Genomic DNA, 16,500 nt, shown 5'->3' on the forward strand with positions numbered 1-16,500 from the left:
TATGCCGCTTGTTGAACAAAACGCCGCTCTCCTGATAGAGCTGCTGTCGCTTAAGCATCAGGAGGACAGTTATCAGATAGAGGTAGGTATAACCCATAGCGGCGGATTTACGCAGCAATTACTCCTCATTGATGAATTTACATACCTGCAAATGAACTCGCTTGGCCCTTTTGAAGGGCAAAGAGTAAGGCTGTCGCTTTACTCCAAGTGGGACCCTTTTCGCCGCACCTATTTCAGCACGCTCATCAAGATGAACAGCACCTTCAGCGAGCCGCTGTATTTTGCCTGTTCCGAAGAATATGTCTCACAGCTACTACAATTTAAGCAGCAGCACCCTCCGCCAGAAGAAGTGAGGACGGTTCAGGCTGAACTCCCTTCCGAAGAGAACCAACCCGTGAAGCGTAGAAAAGATGCCCTCCGGCTGGCCCGGCCCATTGTCCTGCGTTATGTCCTGTTCAGCCTCCTGTTCGTATTGTTCTTCCTGAGGATGGATGACCAATTGCTCAACAGCGCGGAAGCCCATGAAAACTTCATTCGGCCGGACGAAGCTGCCGGGAAGCCCGTTTCTGCCACCCATGCTCCAGAGATCCAGGTGGCTTCCTTACATAGTGAACAGGACGAGGTTTTACCGGAACCGAAGCCGGAGCGGTCAGCGAACCCTGAGCAGTCAGCAAAGCCGGAGCAGTCAGCGGAACCGAAGCCGAAGCAGTTACCGGAACCGAAGCCGGAACAGACACAGGTACCGGAGCAGGCACCGGAGAAGGTGGAAGCTGCCCAGGCACAGAGCCCGCTGGTTGAATTGCTGGAGCTGGACGGAAGCCGCTATGAGTACAGTTTGGCCAAAGGGTATGTGGCGTTGTCCTTTGATGATGGACCATCGGAGTATACCCGGCAAATCGTAGATATTCTGCAGGAGCATGGGGTTGCGGCGAACTTTCTGTTTATCGGCCAGAATGCGAAGCAGCATCCTGATGAAGTACGTTATGCCGCTGAGCATGGGATGCCGGTGGGCAGCCATTCCTGGGATCACAGCGAGATGACGAAGAACAGCATTGAAGAGAACCGGACCAATCTGGCCCGGTCCATCCGCGAGCTGGAGCAGACTACCGGGGAGCCAGTAACTGTATTTCGTCCGCCTTATGGAGCTATTAATAGTAAGCTTGCCGCAGAAGCCGGCAGACAGCACCTCAAGGTGCTGCTCTGGAACCGTGATCCCGAGGACTGGAAGGTGAATACAGCCGAGCAAATCCTCCACTATTTTCACAATACAGATCCTTCAGGGGGCATATATCTTCTGCACGAAAAAGCAATTACCGTCAAGGCGCTGCCTGAAATTATTGACTATCTGAAGAGTAAGAAGCTGAAATTTGCTATTTTGAAATAGTTCATCCTATATACTCTATTAACGGCAAGAAGCGTTACCTGCGGCTGTGGGTACGCTTTTTTTGTGTGTGGAGACCGGTGGCAGTGGCGGCGGGGGATTCTTCTTGTTTTAATAAAAGAAATTTGAGACAATAAATGAATGTTGTTAGCCGGGTCTCTGCAAGGTAGAATAAATTGAACTTTACTGTTTTGAAAAGAGGATAAATAATGAATAAACCATCCATTTATGGATTAACTTTAGAGCAACTGGCGTCTTGGCTGGTGGAGCACGGCCATAAGAAATCCCGCGCGTCCCGGATCTGGGAATCTCTGTACCGCCAGCGGGTTACGGATTTTGCGGAAATGACTGAGGTGAATGTCGAAACGGTACAACTGCTGGCGGAGCATTTTGTCTTTCAGTCGATGGAAGAGCATGTGAAGCAGGAGTCGGCGGACGGCACCATCAAGTTCCTGTTCCGCTTGAAGGACGGCAATCTGATTGAGACGGTGCTGATGCGGCAGAAATACGGCTTGTCGGTCTGTGTGACCACGCAGGTCGGGTGCAACATCGGCTGCAGCTTTTGTGCGAGCGGACTGCTGGCGAAGAGCCGCGACCTCTCCAGCGGAGAGATTGTAGAGCAGATTATGAAGGTTCAGCATCATCTGGATAAGCTGGGGCTTGGGCAAAGAGTCAGCCACGTGGTTGTGATGGGTATCGGCGAGCCGTTCGACAATTTCGAGAATCTGCTGAATTTCCTGGACATCATCAAGCATCACAAAGGTCTGGCGATTGCCGGCAAAGGCATAACAGTATCTACGAGCGGACTGGCTAATAAAATCAGAGAATTCGCTGATGCAGGCACGCAGGTCAACCTGGCGATTTCTCTGCATGCGCCGAACAATGAGCTGCGGACACGGATCATGAAGATCAACCGCGCCATTCCTATAGAGAAATTAATGCCGGCCATCGACTACTATCTGGAGAAGACGAACCGGAGAATTACCTTGGAGTACATTTTGCTGAAGGACGTCAATGACCGTCAGGAGCATGCGCTGGAGCTGGCCGAGCTGATTGGAGACCGGCGGCAGATGGCTAATGTGAATCTGATTCCGTATAATCCGGTGGACGAGCACAGCCAATACCAGCGGAGTGAACGCGAATCCGTGCGGGCCTTCTTCGACACGCTCAAAAAGCAGGGCGTCAGCGTAAGCACCCGGCTGGAGCACGGTGTCGACATCGACGCCGCCTGCGGCCAGCTTCGCAGCAAGCAGATCAAGAAAGCTAAGGCCGGCGAGGCCGGGAAAAGCAGCGTGGCGGCGGGGTAAGGCTCGGCGGTTTGCGGGGGGAATGTTCCCCCTTCGCGGGCGGAGCGTGCCGAAACAACGGCAGGAATGCCGTTAAAAGCGCTGCCGTGACGGGAACGGGCTGGAGTAACGGCAAAAGTACCGTTACTCGGCCTCTCATGCCGGAAACGGGCTGAAATAACGGCAGAAATACGGTTAAATATTCTTCCGTAACGAGAGCGGGGTAAGCCTGCTAAGTTTATCTAGCTAATGAGAAGGTATCGTATAACCGCAAGAGCGGCGCAAAGTGTTCGTACACTTGAGCCGCTCTTCTTTTTATAGGCAACAGGGTTATTGCGAATGGGGCAGGTGCTACAGGTGTTTAGTCAAGTGGAAGCTGATGGTGACCGGACGTTTTCTTGGTGATCCGGCAGGGGGAGCGGAGGGCAGAAGCCTTTGCCTTGGATTTTATGCTACAATAGCCTGGACGGAATTGAAGAAAAGAGGTATGAGCATTGTTGACATTTAAAAGCTATACCGTGGAGGATGTTAGAGACCCTTTCGGTATTATAAGCGGCAAGCGATATGAGTTCATGATTGAACTGGACGTGCCGGAGGACGACGAGCTTTATGAAGAGGGCGGCGTTTCTGCACGGGTAATCGTCAAAGTGGTAGAAGAGCAGGCAAGCATTGTTACCTATGATCTGCTGGAAACCTCAACCGGCCGGATTCTCGATTTTGATCTGGAAGAGGATGAGGAAGCAGACCTTGAGCTGTTCTGCAAGGAGCATCTGTCAGAATAAGATTTAATAAGATGGCGCATAGTAGTCTAAGTGAAATAGGGGGAGCTGCTGAGTTGGCGGCTCCCTCATTTTGTTGTATTCAACGACTATAGACGATGGTAGAAGACACTCTATTGCACTTTATACAGCAGCTCGCAGCGATTACTCTCCAAAAACGAAATCTGTTGTATTCCGTACAGCAGATCTTTGATAAAAGGCGGCAAATGGGCGAATTTGGTCTTTTGGAGTGTACACAGTGCAGCAGATTTGAAAATCTCCAGCGCTGTGCCTAGTTCTACTGTAGAAAGTGCCTACGGGCTTGGTGTCAAAAAACTGCTGCAGCTCGGAGATGTTACTGCACTTATAGGCAATGACGGCCCCGGGGCCGAGGCCGGGCTTAACCGCCAGCGAACATCCGCTGCTGCGGATGAACTACTCCTCCTGGGTGGTTCCGGTGGAGAACGATACGGTGCTTGACGCGCCTTGCTTGCCGTACTGGTGCCCGCAGAAATCAACGATGTTCCTTGGGTCCACGGTGTGAATCCGGCTTATCTCCCAGCTTCATCCGCTTCCGTCAGTCCCTTGGCTTGGGCGCTGCGCTGCGCCTGCTTGCGGTTAAGTCTGGCCAGCAGCCCGCTGAAGGTATGGCAATCCTCAGGAGACCAGTCCTCAAAAATCTCCCCATACCGTTTCAGACGAATGCTCCGCGCCTCCTCCAGCTTGCTTGCACCCAGTTCAGTGATCTGAAAATAGCTTGATCTCCCATCCTGCGGATCGGGTACGCGTATGGCATAACCTTTGGTTTCAAGCACGCTCGTCTGTCTGCTGATCGTAGAGGCATCGAGACCGAATTCCTCTGCCAGCAGCTTGACTCCCACCTTCTCATGACGGGCCAGATGGTAGAGCAGCGTATATGTCGAGCGGTCCAGACCGCCGTGTTTCTTGTCGAGGGAGGAGTGGCGAATGAGTGTCATCAGCTCGTTGTTAAGGGCCTCCAAATTTTTATCATCCATAGTGTAGTCTCCTTCTTTTACTGAAAATAGAATGAAATAAGTCATATTGACTTACAGAACTATAGTTGTATAATACACATATAATAATTTGATTGTATCATACATCTAAAATGCAGAGAAGTTATTTTTCATTCATTGTGTTTTAAAAGAGGAGAGAAGCTATTGAATACTCAAACCACCAGGGGCTCATCCTTTTGGCTGATCATTTTAGCGATTTTTTTCGGGAATTTTATAGCGATTCTGAGTACGACGACCATTAACGTGGCGTTTCCGGTATTCATGAAGGATTTTCATGCGGAGCTTGGCACGGTGCAGTGGATGATTACCGGGTACTTGCTCGCCACCGGAGTAATCGCGCCAGTGGTCGGCTATTTCGGCGATAAGTGGAGCTATAAATATTTGTATGTGTTCGCTTTATCCGGCTTTACGCTCTTCTCGGGACTATGTACGGTCGCCTGGAGTATTCATTCTCTGGTGACTTTCCGCATTCTGCAAGGGGTATTCGGCGGACTGATCATTCCGACAACAATGACGATGATTTATCAATTTATCGAAAAAGAAAAGCAGGCCTTTGCGATGAGCCTGTGGAGCTTGTCTTCCATGCTGGCTCCGGCTTTCGGGCCGACGCTGGGCGGCTGGCTCACCGGCTATTTTGGCTGGAGATCGCTGTTTATGATCAATCTGCCGATCGGCATCATTGCGATTGCCGTCGCTCTTAAGTGTCTGCCCTACCAGCGGGTCACCGGCAACTCCAAATCGTTTGACTTGCCGGGTTTCATTACGGTTATTCTAAGCAGCGCGTTCATTATTATGGCCTTCAATAAAGGCAATAGCTGGGGCTGGACCTCATGGAAAACTCTGTCGCTCCTGATTGTCGGGGCTGCGGCCCTGGCTTATTTTATCCGCCGGGAGCTTTCTTTGCAGGAGCCGCTGCTGAGTCTGAAGGTATTCAAGCAGAACCGCTTCACCTTCAGTCTGATCATCAACTGCATCATTACCATCGCCTTATATTCAGGCACGTTCCTGATTCCGGTGTTTCTCCAGGATATCCAGCAGTCCACTCCGCTGAATACGGCGCTGGTGCTGCTGCCGGGTTCGATTGCTATGGCAGTTATGTCACCGATTGTCGGCAAGCTGTACAGCCGGGTTGGGCCGTTCTGGCTGATCCTTAGCGGTATCTTGCTCCTGGTAGGCTCCACCTGGGAGCTGAGCCGGATCACAATGGCTACTACGCATGCACAGCTATCCTGGCTAATGGGAGTGCGCAATGTCGGAATATCCTTGGCCTTTATGCCGGTTACCAATTTCGGGATGTCGTCTGTGCCGAAGCAGCTCACCGGTCATGGCTCATCGGTTACGAACTGGGTGAAGCAGGCGACCGGGGCGCTCTCCATCGCCATCTTTAGCTCATTGCTTACAGCCAGAGCCTTGACGCATCAGCAGGAGCTTAGTGCCGGAGCGGCATCGGCAGGCGCACTGATCAAGGCGCAGGGGATGACGTTGGCCGTCCGGGATGTTTTTCTGGTTGCCACGGTGATCGGCATCGTGGCGATTCCGTTAACCCTCCTGCTGAGAAGCGGAACGCCCAAAGCCCGGAGCATCAGATTAAACCCCGGTACTGCCGAGCGGGAGCTGAACAGCTAAAGCAGCTTGCTATACAACAAACCGCCTCTCCAGGTTCGTTCGAACCGGAGAGGCGGTTTTGGCATTTATGCCGGATTTAAGTTCACCCTGATCCAGCCTACTGCAGGACGATCTTGTAATCTTTGCTCAGATAGGCATGGATTCTCTGGAAGTCCGCTGTGTTCAGATCAGTCAGCCGCTTGCCGCGTTCCCGTCCCAGAATGATCCCGATGGTCTGTGCCGCCAAGGCAGTGGTTGGCATAATCCGTGCACTGCCGTAGGCTTTAATGTTGGCCCCCACATTTTTCCCTGTCACCAGCACATTGTCATAGGATTTAAGCTCAAAGGAGCGCAGCGGCAGACCGTAGCGGTCCGGCTTGCCAAAGCCGATTCCTCTGGGAATGGCCCGCGTTCCCTGTAAATCAATAGGGTAGCCGCCAATACTGACATTATCCCAGAACATCCGGCTGTTCATTAAGTCGGAATAACCGAGGACATACTTGGTCTCATAGCGGTTGTAGTCCCGAATATAGAGATATTCAGGATAGCCGTTAAGCTCCGCATTGGTGAATCCGGGTATCCTGCTCTTCAAAAAGCCCAGAATATGGGGCGCCTCAGCTTTGGATTTTGCAATCGCCGTCTGCACCGATTTCGGGTTGGAAGGATTGACGTCGTATATGAGCAGGCCGTTAATAATCACCTGACCGTCGTTTTGATAGGCGGCATTTAATCCGCGCAGCCGCAGTTGCTTATCTTGGGAAGCAAAGCGGTTGGTAATATTGCTGAAGCCGGTCGCGAAGTGCCAATCTACATAGGTGTTGGGACCGTATTTTTTGCGTACATTGCTTAACGGGTAATTATCAAGAATGCTCTGGTGAAGAGTGCTCCAGTTCACATTCTTGAAGTTGAGCATGTAGGTTGCCGCCATATAGTCCGGCTTTTTGCCATTGTAGAGCGACTCCATCCCCGGAATTCGCGGTTCATTCAGTCGGCTGCTCAAGGCATCGAAATCGGTATTTTCGACCCAGTAACGGGACTGGATGGTGTGTTTGGTTCCATCGTTGTTATGATAGCTAAGGGACTTCAGCGTTTTGCCGCCGCCAGCCCCCTCTGTGTTAACCGCGTCAATGACAACTCCGCTCTTCAGGGGGATTCCCTGGAGCAGCTTATCGTAATATTTGTTGAAGTCCGCGGCTTTGCGGATCTTCCCTGCTTTGTACCCGGTAAAAAGATTCTTGATTTCACCTTGAACCAGACTTCTCCGCTCATTGTCGTTCACATCATCCAGAAAGAACATTTGTCCTTGGATCAGTTCTCCGCCCGGCTTACTGCGGGGATCAAGCATCAGCACCTTAAGTCCGGCCTTGACGGCTTCCTTGGCGAGCAGAACACCTTGAATTTCACTTCCGATGACAACAACATCATAGCTTGAGAGTGCTCCGGAAGGAACCGTGGACCGAACTGCAGTGGTGGTGGAGGGCTTCATGGATAGCAGCAGCAACAGGATTAGCGCGGCGATCAAAAAGCTTTTGAAGCGTTGAAAACCTTGGGTGGATGTGAACATATGCTCTTGTGCTCCTGACTGTCTGTGGGATTTTAATACATATACTTTATCTTATGCTTATAAAGTACTCAATGAACATTCTACACGTTATGGGGCTATTTACCTGTACGTGAAATGTGACGCATTGCTTGCAGCGGTGCGTTCTTTTCGCATATTAGCCGATTATGAGGTAAAATACAATAAAAGCGAGCTAAAATAGGAGTTGTAGACATGTCCAATGAAGAAGTGTTTTTAACGAAGGAAGGTCTGGCTAAGCTGGAGGAAGAGCTTAAGGATCTCAAGACGGTGAAACGGAAGGAGCTCGCGGCCCGGCTTAAGCTGGCAATCAGCTACGGGGACCTCAAGGAGAACAGCGAGTACCACTCGGCCAAGGAGGACCAGTCGTTCATGGAGACCCGCATCTTGATTCTGGAGAAAATGCTGACCAAAGCCCAGATCGTGGATGAGAGTACTATGGATCTGAGCAAGGTAAGCGTCGGCTCCCTTGTGACTCTGAATGATGTGGAGTATTCGGAGAAGATTGAGTATAGAGTCGTGGGTCCGGCCGAAGCCGATGTGCTGGACAACAAGATTTCTTACGAAAGTCCCTTAGGCAAGGAGCTTCTCGGCAAACGGGTGGGCGACATCATCAATGTGGATGCCCCGATGGGTATCATTAAATACGAGCTGCTGGAAATTAAAATGATGTAATCTAAAATCCCGGTCCCTTTATCGCTAAGGGGGCAGGGATTTTTTTGTACCCGCAGCTTCACCGCTATGCCGCTCCAGAACGCGTTCCGGGCCTCCGCCGCCATTCCGGCGCGCTTCCAGCTCCCCGAAGAAAGACTGCACCCGATATTTTTTATAGCGCTAGACCATATCGTTTCAGCTCAATGAAAATCTTCTCAAGCTCCTGTCCCTTTTTGGTCAAGGTATACTCCACACGGGGCGGGACCTCGGGGTATACGGTGCGTTCCAGGATGCCGTGCTTCTCCAGCTCTCTGAGCCGCAGCGCAAGCGTCTTCGGACTGATGCCCTCCAGGGAACGGATCAGATCGCTGAAGCGCATGGTGCCGCAGATCAGCAGATCACGGATAATCAGGAAGGTCCATTTGGTTCCGATAACATCGAGGGTTTTGGCAATGGGGCAGGGCTCGCCCGGGGTGCCCTTGGTCAGAATGACTGGTTCCATAACGTCCATTTCAAAGTCAGCCTCCTGTAAAATAACGATTTGAGCTAATCATAGCACAATACTATCTTTTGGGAAGTATAATGCCATAGGTATTTTCTATTACATATATTGTTTCCATATCTTAGACGGCGTTTGCCTGGGGGGGGTATATTAGGAGAAACTATAGAGCAGAGGAGTCCTGGCAATTGATTCAGTCCGTGTTATCGACCTTAATCCAGGTGATTGTGCCGTTGTCCATTCCGGTCCTTGCAGGGGCGCTGCTGGGGCGGTTCAAAAACCTGGATACAAAGCCTCTCTTGACGCTGTACCTGTATTTTCTGAGCCCGGCGATTATTCTCGATACGCTGGCTACCGCCGAAATTTCGTTCGATGATGTGTACAAAACCCTCGCCTTTGCGCTGCTGAACCTGCTGCTGTTGTGGGCAACCGCCAAGCTGCTCGGCAAAATACTGAAGCTGGCCCCGCCGGAAGCCGCCGGCCTGACCCTGATCTCCACCTTTACGAACAGCGTGAATTACGGCCTGCCGCTGGTGCTTCTGGCCTTCGGCCAGCTCGGTCTCGACAAAGCTTCGGTCTATGTCATCGCCCAGATGGTAATCGTCAATACAATCGGCGTCTATTTCGCCGCAAGATCGCAGTTCTCCGTGCGCAGCGCCGTCCGTTCCGTATTCTCTCTGCCGTCAATTTATGCGGCGATTCTGGCCCTCCTGCTGCGCGCGTTCGGCTTGCATATGCCGCATGAGGTGGTCTCCGGGGTATCCATGGTGGCCGGGGCCTATCCGCCGGTGGTGCTGGCTGTTCTTGGCGCCCAGATGGTAAAGGTTCAAACGGTCCGTACTGCCCGCAACGTGCAGCTCGCCTTCTGGACCGGCATTACGGTCCGTCTGCTGCTGGCTCCGCTGATTGCGACATTACTGCTGCTCCTGCTGGATATCGACGGAACGCTGTATGCGGTTCTGCTCATTCTGGCCTCGATGCCGGTTGCCGTCAATTCTGTCGTGCTGGCTGAACGCTTTGGCAGCTCGCCTTCGCTGGTGTCGCGGTGCATTCTATGGACAACGCTGGCCTCTTTCCTGTTGCTGCCGGTACTTATCGCCATCGTAGGCAACGCATGATGCGTTCTGGCGGGCAGAGCAGGTAAGGGAGGTGCAGGAATCAGCATATGACGATAAATTCGTTATACTGGAAGACAATGTGCTGAACAATAAGAGGAAGGAGGAGGGGCAGGCGTAATCTGCGAAGCTCGCCTCCAAATTTAGGCAGCACCGCTGCAACCTTTGGTCAGGTTATCCGTCTGGAGGGAAGAGGTGAGGAGAAATGAAAAAAACTAAATTCAATTGGCTGACTTTATCGGCGGCGGCACTGCTGGCGCTGACCTTTGCCGGACAAAGCTTTGCGGCTGCGGATGCTTTTCAGGATCTCTCCGGCACGCCTGCCAGAGATAAAATCGCGGCGCTCCAGCAGAAGGGTGTGCTTCACGGTGTGAGTGCTGCTCAATTCAAGCCTAATGCACCCGTTACTGCGGCCCAGGGCATTCAAATGTTCGTCAATGCGTTCGGGCTTAACCTGGACACGATCCGTTTCGTCAAAGCACCACTGGCTACGGACTATTTCGTCAAAGCAAGCAATGATGCCTGGTATGCAGATGCGCTGATTATTGCCGCGAATAACGCTATGGACCTGCCTGCTGATCTGGACCCTGCGAAGAACTGGACCCGCGAGGAGTTCACCCATTGGCTGATCCTAACCATTGAGAAGCACAGCAATCTCCCGATGATCAAAATCATGCCGGTGGACATTGCCGACAGCACCGAGTTCACTAACGGCTATGACGGCTCCATCCAGCGGGCATTGGCGCTGCGAATCGCCAGTCTGGACAGTGCCGGCAAATTCGATCCGGCTGCCGGCATTACCCGCGCCGAAGCGGCGGAGATGATCTATAACGCGCTCGAATATATCGCTGCACATCCGGCTCCGGCCGGAGACCTCCCGGAGTAAGGTCAAGGGCGGCAGATAGCCCGGTCAGGTCCGGGCCTAAGCACAATCGGCTGCTGGCCCATTTCTGGCAAGGCATCCGGCGCCGCGAACAACAAAAGCCGCAAGCTTCCCATCCGGGAGACTTGCGGCTTTTGCTTGGGCATTCACTTATCGGCGGGGCCATATGTGAAATGCATAACTTGCCCGTGCTGCGGGGGCTGCCCTCACAATTTATTGCGCTGCCGCTTCTGCCCGGAATAGCTGCTATTCCGCCGCCGCTTGGCGGAGGCTTTGTTCAGGGCATGACCGCCTGCGCCGCCGCCGACTGCCTGTTGCTGTCTTGTGGCGGGGCTGTCGATGGCAGAGTTGGTGCCGCCCGTGCTGTAGGTGCCGCCGCCGCTGCCGATCTGCGTTGCCGAGGAGCTTTTGCTGCCCCTTGGAAGCTTGACGGTTTGGGTGTTAACGACAATCACAACTTCTTTGCCGCGCGGATAGAGGAGAGGGAGGTGTGTCTTGCTTCTGCGTTGTCCCTTGCTTCCGCTTCCCAGGTTCGCAGCATCCCCTCCCGCGCCAACGCTCTGCTGCTGGCGGGTATAGGGCGATGCAATAGCCGCGTTGCTGCCGCTGGCGCTGCTTCGTCCGGCCCCGCTGGCAATTTGCGTGGTGTTGGCTGCATTCGTATATTGATTGTTAATGACGAACACCAGCCGGTCAACGCCTGCCAGCGGTGTGCGGGTAATGATCCGCCGCGATCCTTTTTGAATAATGACGACTATCCGGTCCTTAGCTGTAAGATTAGACACCCGCATCGTTCCTCTCAGATTAGGTTTCCTTACCATTAATGCGCTGTGGCTCAAAGCGTGAGGGATACAGGCGCTGCTGCCACATAAACCCGCATGTGCCTAAACGGACAGTCACCCGGAGCGGAGAAGTTTTCATGAAAAATTTCGGAAACTGTATGAATCATTTAAAATTTTGCTTGTATGGAGCGGACAGAGCGTGTAAGATATACAAAGGTTTCACACAGAACATTCATATCAACTCATATAATCTTGGGAATAAGGCCCATAAGTTTCTACCGGATAACCATTGTAATTGTCCGACTATGAGTGAAATAGCGCATCCGGGGTTATTTTGCAATGCCCTGGAAGGACAGATTCACTTGAGAGAAACGCTCAAGGGGTCTGTCTTTTTTTTATAAAAAAGGAGAGATCATCCGCATTATGAAAGTGTTAGAGGAACGCATTAGGCAAGAAGGATTGATTCTATCGGATACAGTGCTGAAGGTGGACTCGTTCCTGAACCATCAGGTGGACACGCAGCTCGCGCTGCAAATCGGAGAGGAATTTGGGCGGATCTTCGGGCATCAGCCCATCACCAAGGTGCTGACCGTTGAGGCTAGCGGCATTCAGTTCGCTATGGCGGCAGGTATTGCGCTGGGTGTCCCGTTCATCTACGCCAAGAAAAAGAAAGCCGTAACGCTGTCAGAAAAGGTATATTCGGCGCCGGTCCATTCCTTCACCCGTCAAGAAGACTACACGATCAGCATTTCGCAGAAATATCTCGGACCCGGGGATAAAGTGCTGATTGTCGATGATTTTCTGGCTACCGGGGCCGCGCTTGTCGGGCTTGCGGATATTGTAGAGGAATCGGGGGCGGAGCTGCTGGGTGTAGGCTGCGTAATCGAAAAAAGCTTTCAGGAAGGACGCGGTCTGCTGGAGAAGAGAGGGATAGCTGTGCATGCTCTGGCACGGATCTCTTCGATGGCCCCGGGCGAAGTCCATTTTATTGACAATGCCAATACAGAAGAAATCACCAAGGAGAGTGCGGGATGTTAAGCAAAAAGAAAGTCTTCGCTTTAGGGCTTCAGCATGTGCTGGCAATGTATGCAGGAGCTGTAATTGTGCCGCTCGTTGTGGGAGGCGCGCTGAATCTGACCGGTGCGCAAATGGCTTACCTTATCGCAGCGGATTTATTCACCTGCGGGCTGGCAACCCTGCTGCAGATTCTGGGCAGCAAGCATTTCGGCAGCGGACTGCCGGTCGTTCTGGGCTGCACCTTTACTGCGGTGAGTCCGATTATTGCCATTGCTTCAGGGTCGAACCTGGCGACGGCGTACGGCGCAATCATTATATCCGGTCTATTTGTCGTCCTGGCAGCCCCGGTCTACGGGAAGCTGCTGAAGTTCTTCCCTACAGTAGTGACTGGCTCTGTAGTAACCATCATTGGACTGTCGCTCATTCCGGTAGCAATGAATAATGTCGCCGGTGGTCAGGGCAGCGCCGATTTCGGAGCACCCCGCAATCTGCTGCTGGCTCTGATTACGCTGCTCGTTATTCTGGCCATCAACCGCCTGGCGACTGGATTTCTGCGTTCTGTCTCTGTGCTGGTCGGCTTGGTGGCCGGAACGGCTATCGGCTATGCTATGGGTCTGGTTCACTTCTCCAGTGTAAGCAGCGCCTCCTGGGTCAGCATTGCCAAGCCCTTCTATTTCGGCTGGCCCGAATTCAGCATTACGGCAATCGTTACGATGATTATCGTCAATATTGTCTCGATGGTGGAATCGACCGGTGTGTATTTTGCGGTAGGCAAAGCAACGGATCAGCAGGTTGAGCAAAAGCAAATCGTCAACGGCCTGCACTCCGAAGGCCTTGCCATTATGCTGGGCGGATTGTTCAATGCTTTTCCTTATACGGCATTCTCCCAGAATGTAGGTCTGCTGTCGCTGACCCGTGTTAAGACGCGGAATGTTATTTTTGCGGCAGGCGGAATTATGGTTGTGCTGGGGCTGCTGCCGAAGCTCGCGGCACTTACGACGGTAGTGCCTAATGCGGTGCTTGGCGGCGCCATGATTGTAATGTTCGGCTCGGTTGCAGCCTCCGGGATGTCGATTCTGTCCGAGGTCGATCTGCGCAAGGACGGCAATCTGCTGATCGCCGCTTGCAGCATCGCCGTAGGTCTTGGCTCGGCTGTGCTGCCCTCAATGTTCGACCAGCTCCCGGAATTCGCCAGAATGCTGCTGCAGAACGGGATTGTCTCGGGATCGCTTACGGCGATCATCCTTAATATCTTCCTCTCCAGAACGAAGGAGAGTGCTTCTGCTGCCGCAGCGCCGGAAGCGAAGTAGGATATTCCACCAGGGGAACCGCTTACGGATTTTTTTGAACCCGTGCGCTCACATTTTCAGGAATATATGGTTTCGGAGACATTTACCCGATTTGTCAGGTGCCTGAGGTGGAATTTCCCCACATCTCTTTGCTCCAACAACGGCATTTCTGCCGTTACTACCGGGGGACCATCCGATCTTGTTCCAACAACGGCATTTCTGCCGTTAGTGCTGGTGTGACCACCCGTTCTTGGTCCAATAACGGCATTTCTGCCGTTAGTACTGGAGGGACGACCTGGTTTTGCCCTAACAACGGCATTTCTGCCGTTAGTGCTGGTGTGACCACCCGTTTTTGTTCCAACAACGGCATTTCTGCCGTTAGTACTGGAGGGACGACCCGGTTTTGGTCCAACAACGGCATTTCTGCCGTTAGTACTGGAGGGACGACCCGGTTTTGCCCTAACAACGGCATTTCTGCGGTTAGTATAGAAAGTGGACACCATGTAAGAACATGAGATAATGAGCTTACACGAAAGAGGTGTCCGAGAATGAAAGAAGTACGACAGAGCTATAATGAAGACTTCAAACGACAGACGGTACAGTTCATCCAGGGCCAAACGAAGTCGATTCCGGAGTTATCCGTGGAGCTGGGGGTCCCCGTGGGAACGCTGCGCCAATGGATGCGTAAATATCGTCAATGGAAACATGAGCCTGCAGCCGTTGGGGAAACGGTCCAGCAGCAGGCCAAGCTTTTAAAACAACAAGAAGCAGAAATTCAGGATCTGAAAGAAGAGCTCGCCATCTTAAAAAAAGCCGTGCACATCTTCAGCAAGGAAAGAAACTAACTTTCCAATTTATCGAAGATCATCGCTCCACCTTCCGATTAGAGAAGATGTGCCAAGTCCTTCAGGTGTCAAAGAGCGGATATTACAAATGGCTAGCGCAAAAAGGTCAGGAGAATAGCATCCAGAAGCGAAGAGAGACCCTTACTTCCCGCCTCACGTGGCTTTTTCACGACCATAACGGCGTCTACGGAAGCCCTAAACTTACCGATATCCTTCGGAAGGAAGGGTGGAAGGTGTCTGAGCGCCTGGTAGGCAAGCTTATGCGGGAGCAAGGGCTTCGTTCCTGTAGCGCGCAAAAATATAAGGTGCAGACGACAGACTCCAACCACGAGTATCCTATTGCCCCCAATCATTTGGATCAGACTTTTGTGACGACGGCTCCGAACAAGGTGTGGATGGTAGACATTACGTATATTCGTTGCAAGGAAAGCCGGTTGTATTTAGCGAGCGTTATGGACTTGTATACTCGAAAGATCGTGGGCTGGAAGCTGTACGACCACATGAAAAAAGAATTAGTCCTCGAAGCCTTACAGGAAGCCTATAAGGCAAAGAAACCACCGGAAGGGTTGATCCATCATTCCGACCAGGGGGCGCAGTATGCTTCTACGGAGTACCGCGAGCAGCTCGTCACCTACAAAATGAAGGCAAGTATGAGTCGAAAGGGAAACTGTTACGATAATGCGTGTATCGAGTCGTTCCACAGTGTGCTGAAAAAAGAGTGTGTGTACCGTACCCGGTTTAAGACCAAGCAAGAAGCACAGCAGAAAATCTTTGAGTATATTGAGCTCTTTTACAACCGGAAACGCATTCATGGTTCTTTAGGTTATCTATCACCAGACCGGTTTGAGTCCCAGTACTACAAGAATCTAAGTGCTTGCTCTTAAATAGTGTCCACTTTCTTGACAGAGGTCCATTTCTGCCGTTAGTACTGGTGTGACCACCCGTTTTTGTTCCAATAACGGCATTTCTGCCGTTAGTACTGGAGGGACTCCCCGTTGTTGGTCCAACAACGTCATTTCTGCCGTTAGTGCTGAAGGGACCCCCCGTTTTTGTTCCAACAACGGCATTTCTGCCGTTATTACTGATCGAAGCATCTATAAGGTAAACTTGAACAAATCTTAAAAAAGTCAGAGTGCGGAGGGACAGTTTGGATACTTACGGAGCGAATGCGCCCGCCTGAGAGCTTTCCGTAGGAAAGCTGGCCGTATGATTAAGCTGTCTGCGAATTTTACCGCGAAGAGCGGTTTAATCGAGAAATCTGCAGGTGGGCGGCAGCCGCAAGTCCAAACCTTCCCCGCAGTTACGACCCGAACTTCGCAGCTACGACCAGACCTTTGTATGACAATCTAAAGCCTGCCGACTCCGAAATCACGGAAATCGGCTTTTTTACTTTGTCTGCTAATGTATTCCAAGGTATAATTTGCTAGGGTTGTTGTGGAAAAACTTCCATCTGCCCAAATCTCATCGCTTACGTGTGACAGGGTGAAACGAAATGGTGCTAACAGCGTATCAGAAGCATAATAGTGATCAGGAAGGGTGTGTAATAAGTGGATAATGGAATGAGTGTCATCCTGTTTGAAAAGATGCCGGAAGGCGATCTGCGTGTCATTGAGGAGCGCACTTGGAGCATGAATATGATTACTGCCCTGGAGCATGTCAATTATATTGTTGTCAGCGGCCGTGAGTTCGAAGCGGTCGAAGGACGGCTGAATGTGGATGAAGGGAAGCTGGAGCTTCTGCTCGTCCCTATGCGCGTCGAAGGCTAAATGTCAG

General features: G+C 51.9%; 16 protein-coding genes, 1 pseudogene and 1 riboswitch. Of the genes and pseudogenes, 13 read left to right on the forward strand and 4 right to left on the reverse strand.

What is annotated here, in order from left to right:
* Position 1: 1 nt before the first annotated feature.
* From B212_RS33500 to B212_RS35150, 4 genes are all read left to right on the forward strand, one after another.
* The gene (locus B212_RS33500) at positions 2–1,384 is read left to right on the forward strand and encodes a polysaccharide deacetylase family protein (protein ID WP_019914752.1); all 1,383 of its coding nucleotides are present in this window, start codon (positions 2–4) and stop codon (positions 1,382–1,384) included.
* 206 nt (positions 1,385–1,590) lie between these two features.
* Positions 1,591–2,688 (forward strand): 23S rRNA (adenine(2503)-C(2))-methyltransferase RlmN, encoded by a 1,098-nt coding sequence (gene rlmN, locus B212_RS0128565; protein WP_019914753.1) that lies wholly within the window; start codon positions 1,591–1,593, stop codon positions 2,686–2,688.
* A 473-nt stretch (positions 2,689–3,161) separates the two neighbouring features.
* Positions 3,162–3,449 carry a DUF6509 family protein gene (locus tag B212_RS0128570; RefSeq protein ID WP_019914754.1) on the forward strand — a complete coding sequence of 96 codons (288 nt, stop codon included), beginning with the start codon at positions 3,162–3,164 and terminating at the stop codon, positions 3,447–3,449.
* A gap of 213 nt (positions 3,450–3,662) precedes the next feature.
* Positions 3,663–3,905 (forward strand): hypothetical protein, encoded by a 243-nt coding sequence (locus tag B212_RS35150; RefSeq protein WP_019914755.1) that lies wholly within the window; start codon positions 3,663–3,665, stop codon positions 3,903–3,905.
* A 71-nt stretch (positions 3,906–3,976) separates the two neighbouring features.
* Here the strand turns inward: B212_RS35150 and B212_RS32675 are convergent, their stop codons facing one another.
* Positions 3,977–4,441 carry a MarR family winged helix-turn-helix transcriptional regulator gene (locus B212_RS32675; protein WP_019914756.1) on the reverse strand — a complete coding sequence of 155 codons (465 nt, stop codon included), beginning with the start codon at positions 4,439–4,441 and terminating at the stop codon, positions 3,977–3,979.
* A 162-nt stretch (positions 4,442–4,603) separates the two neighbouring features.
* Here B212_RS32675 and B212_RS32680 point away from each other — a divergent pair, with 162 nt between their 5' ends.
* The gene (locus tag B212_RS32680; RefSeq protein ID WP_019914757.1) at positions 4,604–6,085 is read left to right on the forward strand and encodes an MDR family MFS transporter; all 1,482 of its coding nucleotides are present in this window, start codon (positions 4,604–4,606) and stop codon (positions 6,083–6,085) included.
* A gap of 97 nt (positions 6,086–6,182) precedes the next feature.
* Here B212_RS32680 and B212_RS0128590 read toward each other — a convergent pair whose 3' ends face one another.
* Positions 6,183–7,628 (reverse strand): FAD-dependent oxidoreductase, encoded by a 1,446-nt coding sequence (locus tag B212_RS0128590; RefSeq protein WP_019914759.1) that lies wholly within the window; start codon positions 7,626–7,628, stop codon positions 6,183–6,185.
* Between the two features lie 210 nt (positions 7,629–7,838).
* Between B212_RS0128590 and greA the strand changes: the two genes are divergently transcribed.
* On the forward strand, positions 7,839–8,318 hold the full coding sequence (greA, locus tag B212_RS0128595; protein WP_019914760.1) for a transcription elongation factor GreA: 480 nt from the start codon (positions 7,839–7,841) through the stop codon (positions 8,316–8,318).
* A gap of 151 nt (positions 8,319–8,469) precedes the next feature.
* Here greA and B212_RS0128600 read toward each other — a convergent pair whose 3' ends face one another.
* On the reverse strand, positions 8,470–8,808 hold the full coding sequence (locus B212_RS0128600; RefSeq protein ID WP_019914762.1) for a winged helix-turn-helix transcriptional regulator: 339 nt from the start codon (positions 8,806–8,808) through the stop codon (positions 8,470–8,472).
* Between the two features lie 176 nt (positions 8,809–8,984).
* On the opposite strand from B212_RS0128600, the gene B212_RS0128605 reads away from it, so the two are divergent.
* On the forward strand, positions 8,985–9,914 hold the full coding sequence (locus B212_RS0128605) for an AEC family transporter (RefSeq protein WP_019914763.1): 930 nt from the start codon (positions 8,985–8,987) through the stop codon (positions 9,912–9,914).
* 202 nt (positions 9,915–10,116) lie between these two features.
* A complete protein-coding gene (locus tag B212_RS0128615) occupies positions 10,117–10,797 on the forward strand; it encodes an S-layer homology domain-containing protein (RefSeq protein ID WP_019914764.1) in 681 nt (226 codons plus the stop codon).
* 203 nt (positions 10,798–11,000) lie between these two features.
* On the opposite strand, the gene B212_RS0128620 is transcribed toward B212_RS0128615, so the two are convergent.
* Positions 11,001–11,585, reverse strand: coding sequence for a hypothetical protein (locus B212_RS0128620; protein WP_019914766.1), 585 nt, complete (start codon positions 11,583–11,585; stop codon positions 11,001–11,003).
* A 213-nt stretch (positions 11,586–11,798) separates the two neighbouring features.
* Positions 11,799–11,902: riboswitch (purine riboswitch) on the forward strand.
* 97 nt (positions 11,903–11,999) lie between these two features.
* Between B212_RS0128620 and B212_RS0128630 the strand changes: the two genes are divergently transcribed.
* The 5 genes and pseudogenes from B212_RS0128630 to B212_RS0128650 all read left to right on the forward strand — a co-directional run bounded on the left by B212_RS0128630 (position 12,000) and on the right by B212_RS0128650 (position 16,493).
* The gene (locus tag B212_RS0128630; protein WP_019914768.1) at positions 12,000–12,614 is read left to right on the forward strand and encodes a xanthine phosphoribosyltransferase; all 615 of its coding nucleotides are present in this window, start codon (positions 12,000–12,002) and stop codon (positions 12,612–12,614) included.
* On the forward strand, positions 12,608–13,903 hold the full coding sequence (locus tag B212_RS0128635) for a nucleobase:cation symporter-2 family protein (RefSeq protein WP_019914769.1): 1,296 nt from the start codon (positions 12,608–12,610) through the stop codon (positions 13,901–13,903). The genes B212_RS0128630 and B212_RS0128635 overlap by 7 nt, the downstream gene beginning before the upstream one ends.
* Positions 13,904–14,430: 527 nt before the next feature.
* Positions 14,431–14,727, forward strand: coding sequence for a transposase (locus B212_RS0128640; protein WP_019908958.1), 297 nt, complete (start codon positions 14,431–14,433; stop codon positions 14,725–14,727).
* A pseudogene (locus tag B212_RS0128645) lies at positions 14,724–15,611 on the forward strand (IS3 family transposase); the annotation flags it as partial. The gene B212_RS0128640 and the pseudogene B212_RS0128645, both read left to right, overlap by 4 nt.
* A 675-nt stretch (positions 15,612–16,286) precedes the next feature.
* Positions 16,287–16,493 carry a hypothetical protein gene (locus tag B212_RS0128650; RefSeq protein WP_019914770.1) on the forward strand — a complete coding sequence of 69 codons (207 nt, stop codon included), beginning with the start codon at positions 16,287–16,289 and terminating at the stop codon, positions 16,491–16,493.
* Positions 16,494–16,500: the final 7 nt, after the last annotated feature.

The sequence above is a fragment of the Paenibacillus sp. HW567 genome (assembly GCF_000374185.1).
GTDB lineage: Bacteria > Bacillota > Bacilli > Paenibacillales > Paenibacillaceae > Paenibacillus_AQ.

Excerpts from the sequence above, each read along its gene's own strand:
- greA (WP_019914760.1), top strand. The coding sequence starts at position 7,839 with ATGTCCAATGAAGAAGTGTTTTTAACGAAGGAAGGTCTGGCTAAGCTG.
- B212_RS0128600 (WP_019914762.1), bottom strand. The coding sequence starts at position 8,808 with ATGGACGTTATGGAACCAGTCATTCTGACCAAGGGCACCCCGGGCGAG.
- B212_RS32675 (WP_019914756.1), bottom strand. The coding sequence starts at position 4,441 with ATGGATGATAAAAATTTGGAGGCCCTTAACAACGAGCTGATGACACTC.
- B212_RS0128640 (WP_019908958.1), top strand. The coding sequence starts at position 14,431 with ATGAAAGAAGTACGACAGAGCTATAATGAAGACTTCAAACGACAGACG.
- rlmN (WP_019914753.1), top strand. The coding sequence starts at position 1,591 with ATGAATAAACCATCCATTTATGGATTAACTTTAGAGCAACTGGCGTCT.
- B212_RS0128650 (WP_019914770.1), top strand. The coding sequence starts at position 16,287 with ATGAGTGTCATCCTGTTTGAAAAGATGCCGGAAGGCGATCTGCGTGTC.
- B212_RS0128630 (WP_019914768.1), top strand. The coding sequence starts at position 12,000 with ATGAAAGTGTTAGAGGAACGCATTAGGCAAGAAGGATTGATTCTATCG.
- B212_RS0128620 (WP_019914766.1), bottom strand. The coding sequence starts at position 11,585 with ATGCGGGTGTCTAATCTTACAGCTAAGGACCGGATAGTCGTCATTATT.
- B212_RS0128615 (WP_019914764.1), top strand. The coding sequence starts at position 10,117 with ATGAAAAAAACTAAATTCAATTGGCTGACTTTATCGGCGGCGGCACTG.
- B212_RS33500 (WP_019914752.1), top strand. The coding sequence starts at position 2 with ATGCCGCTTGTTGAACAAAACGCCGCTCTCCTGATAGAGCTGCTGTCG.
- B212_RS0128590 (WP_019914759.1), bottom strand. The coding sequence starts at position 7,628 with ATGTTCACATCCACCCAAGGTTTTCAACGCTTCAAAAGCTTTTTGATC.
- B212_RS0128635 (WP_019914769.1), top strand. The coding sequence starts at position 12,608 with ATGTTAAGCAAAAAGAAAGTCTTCGCTTTAGGGCTTCAGCATGTGCTG.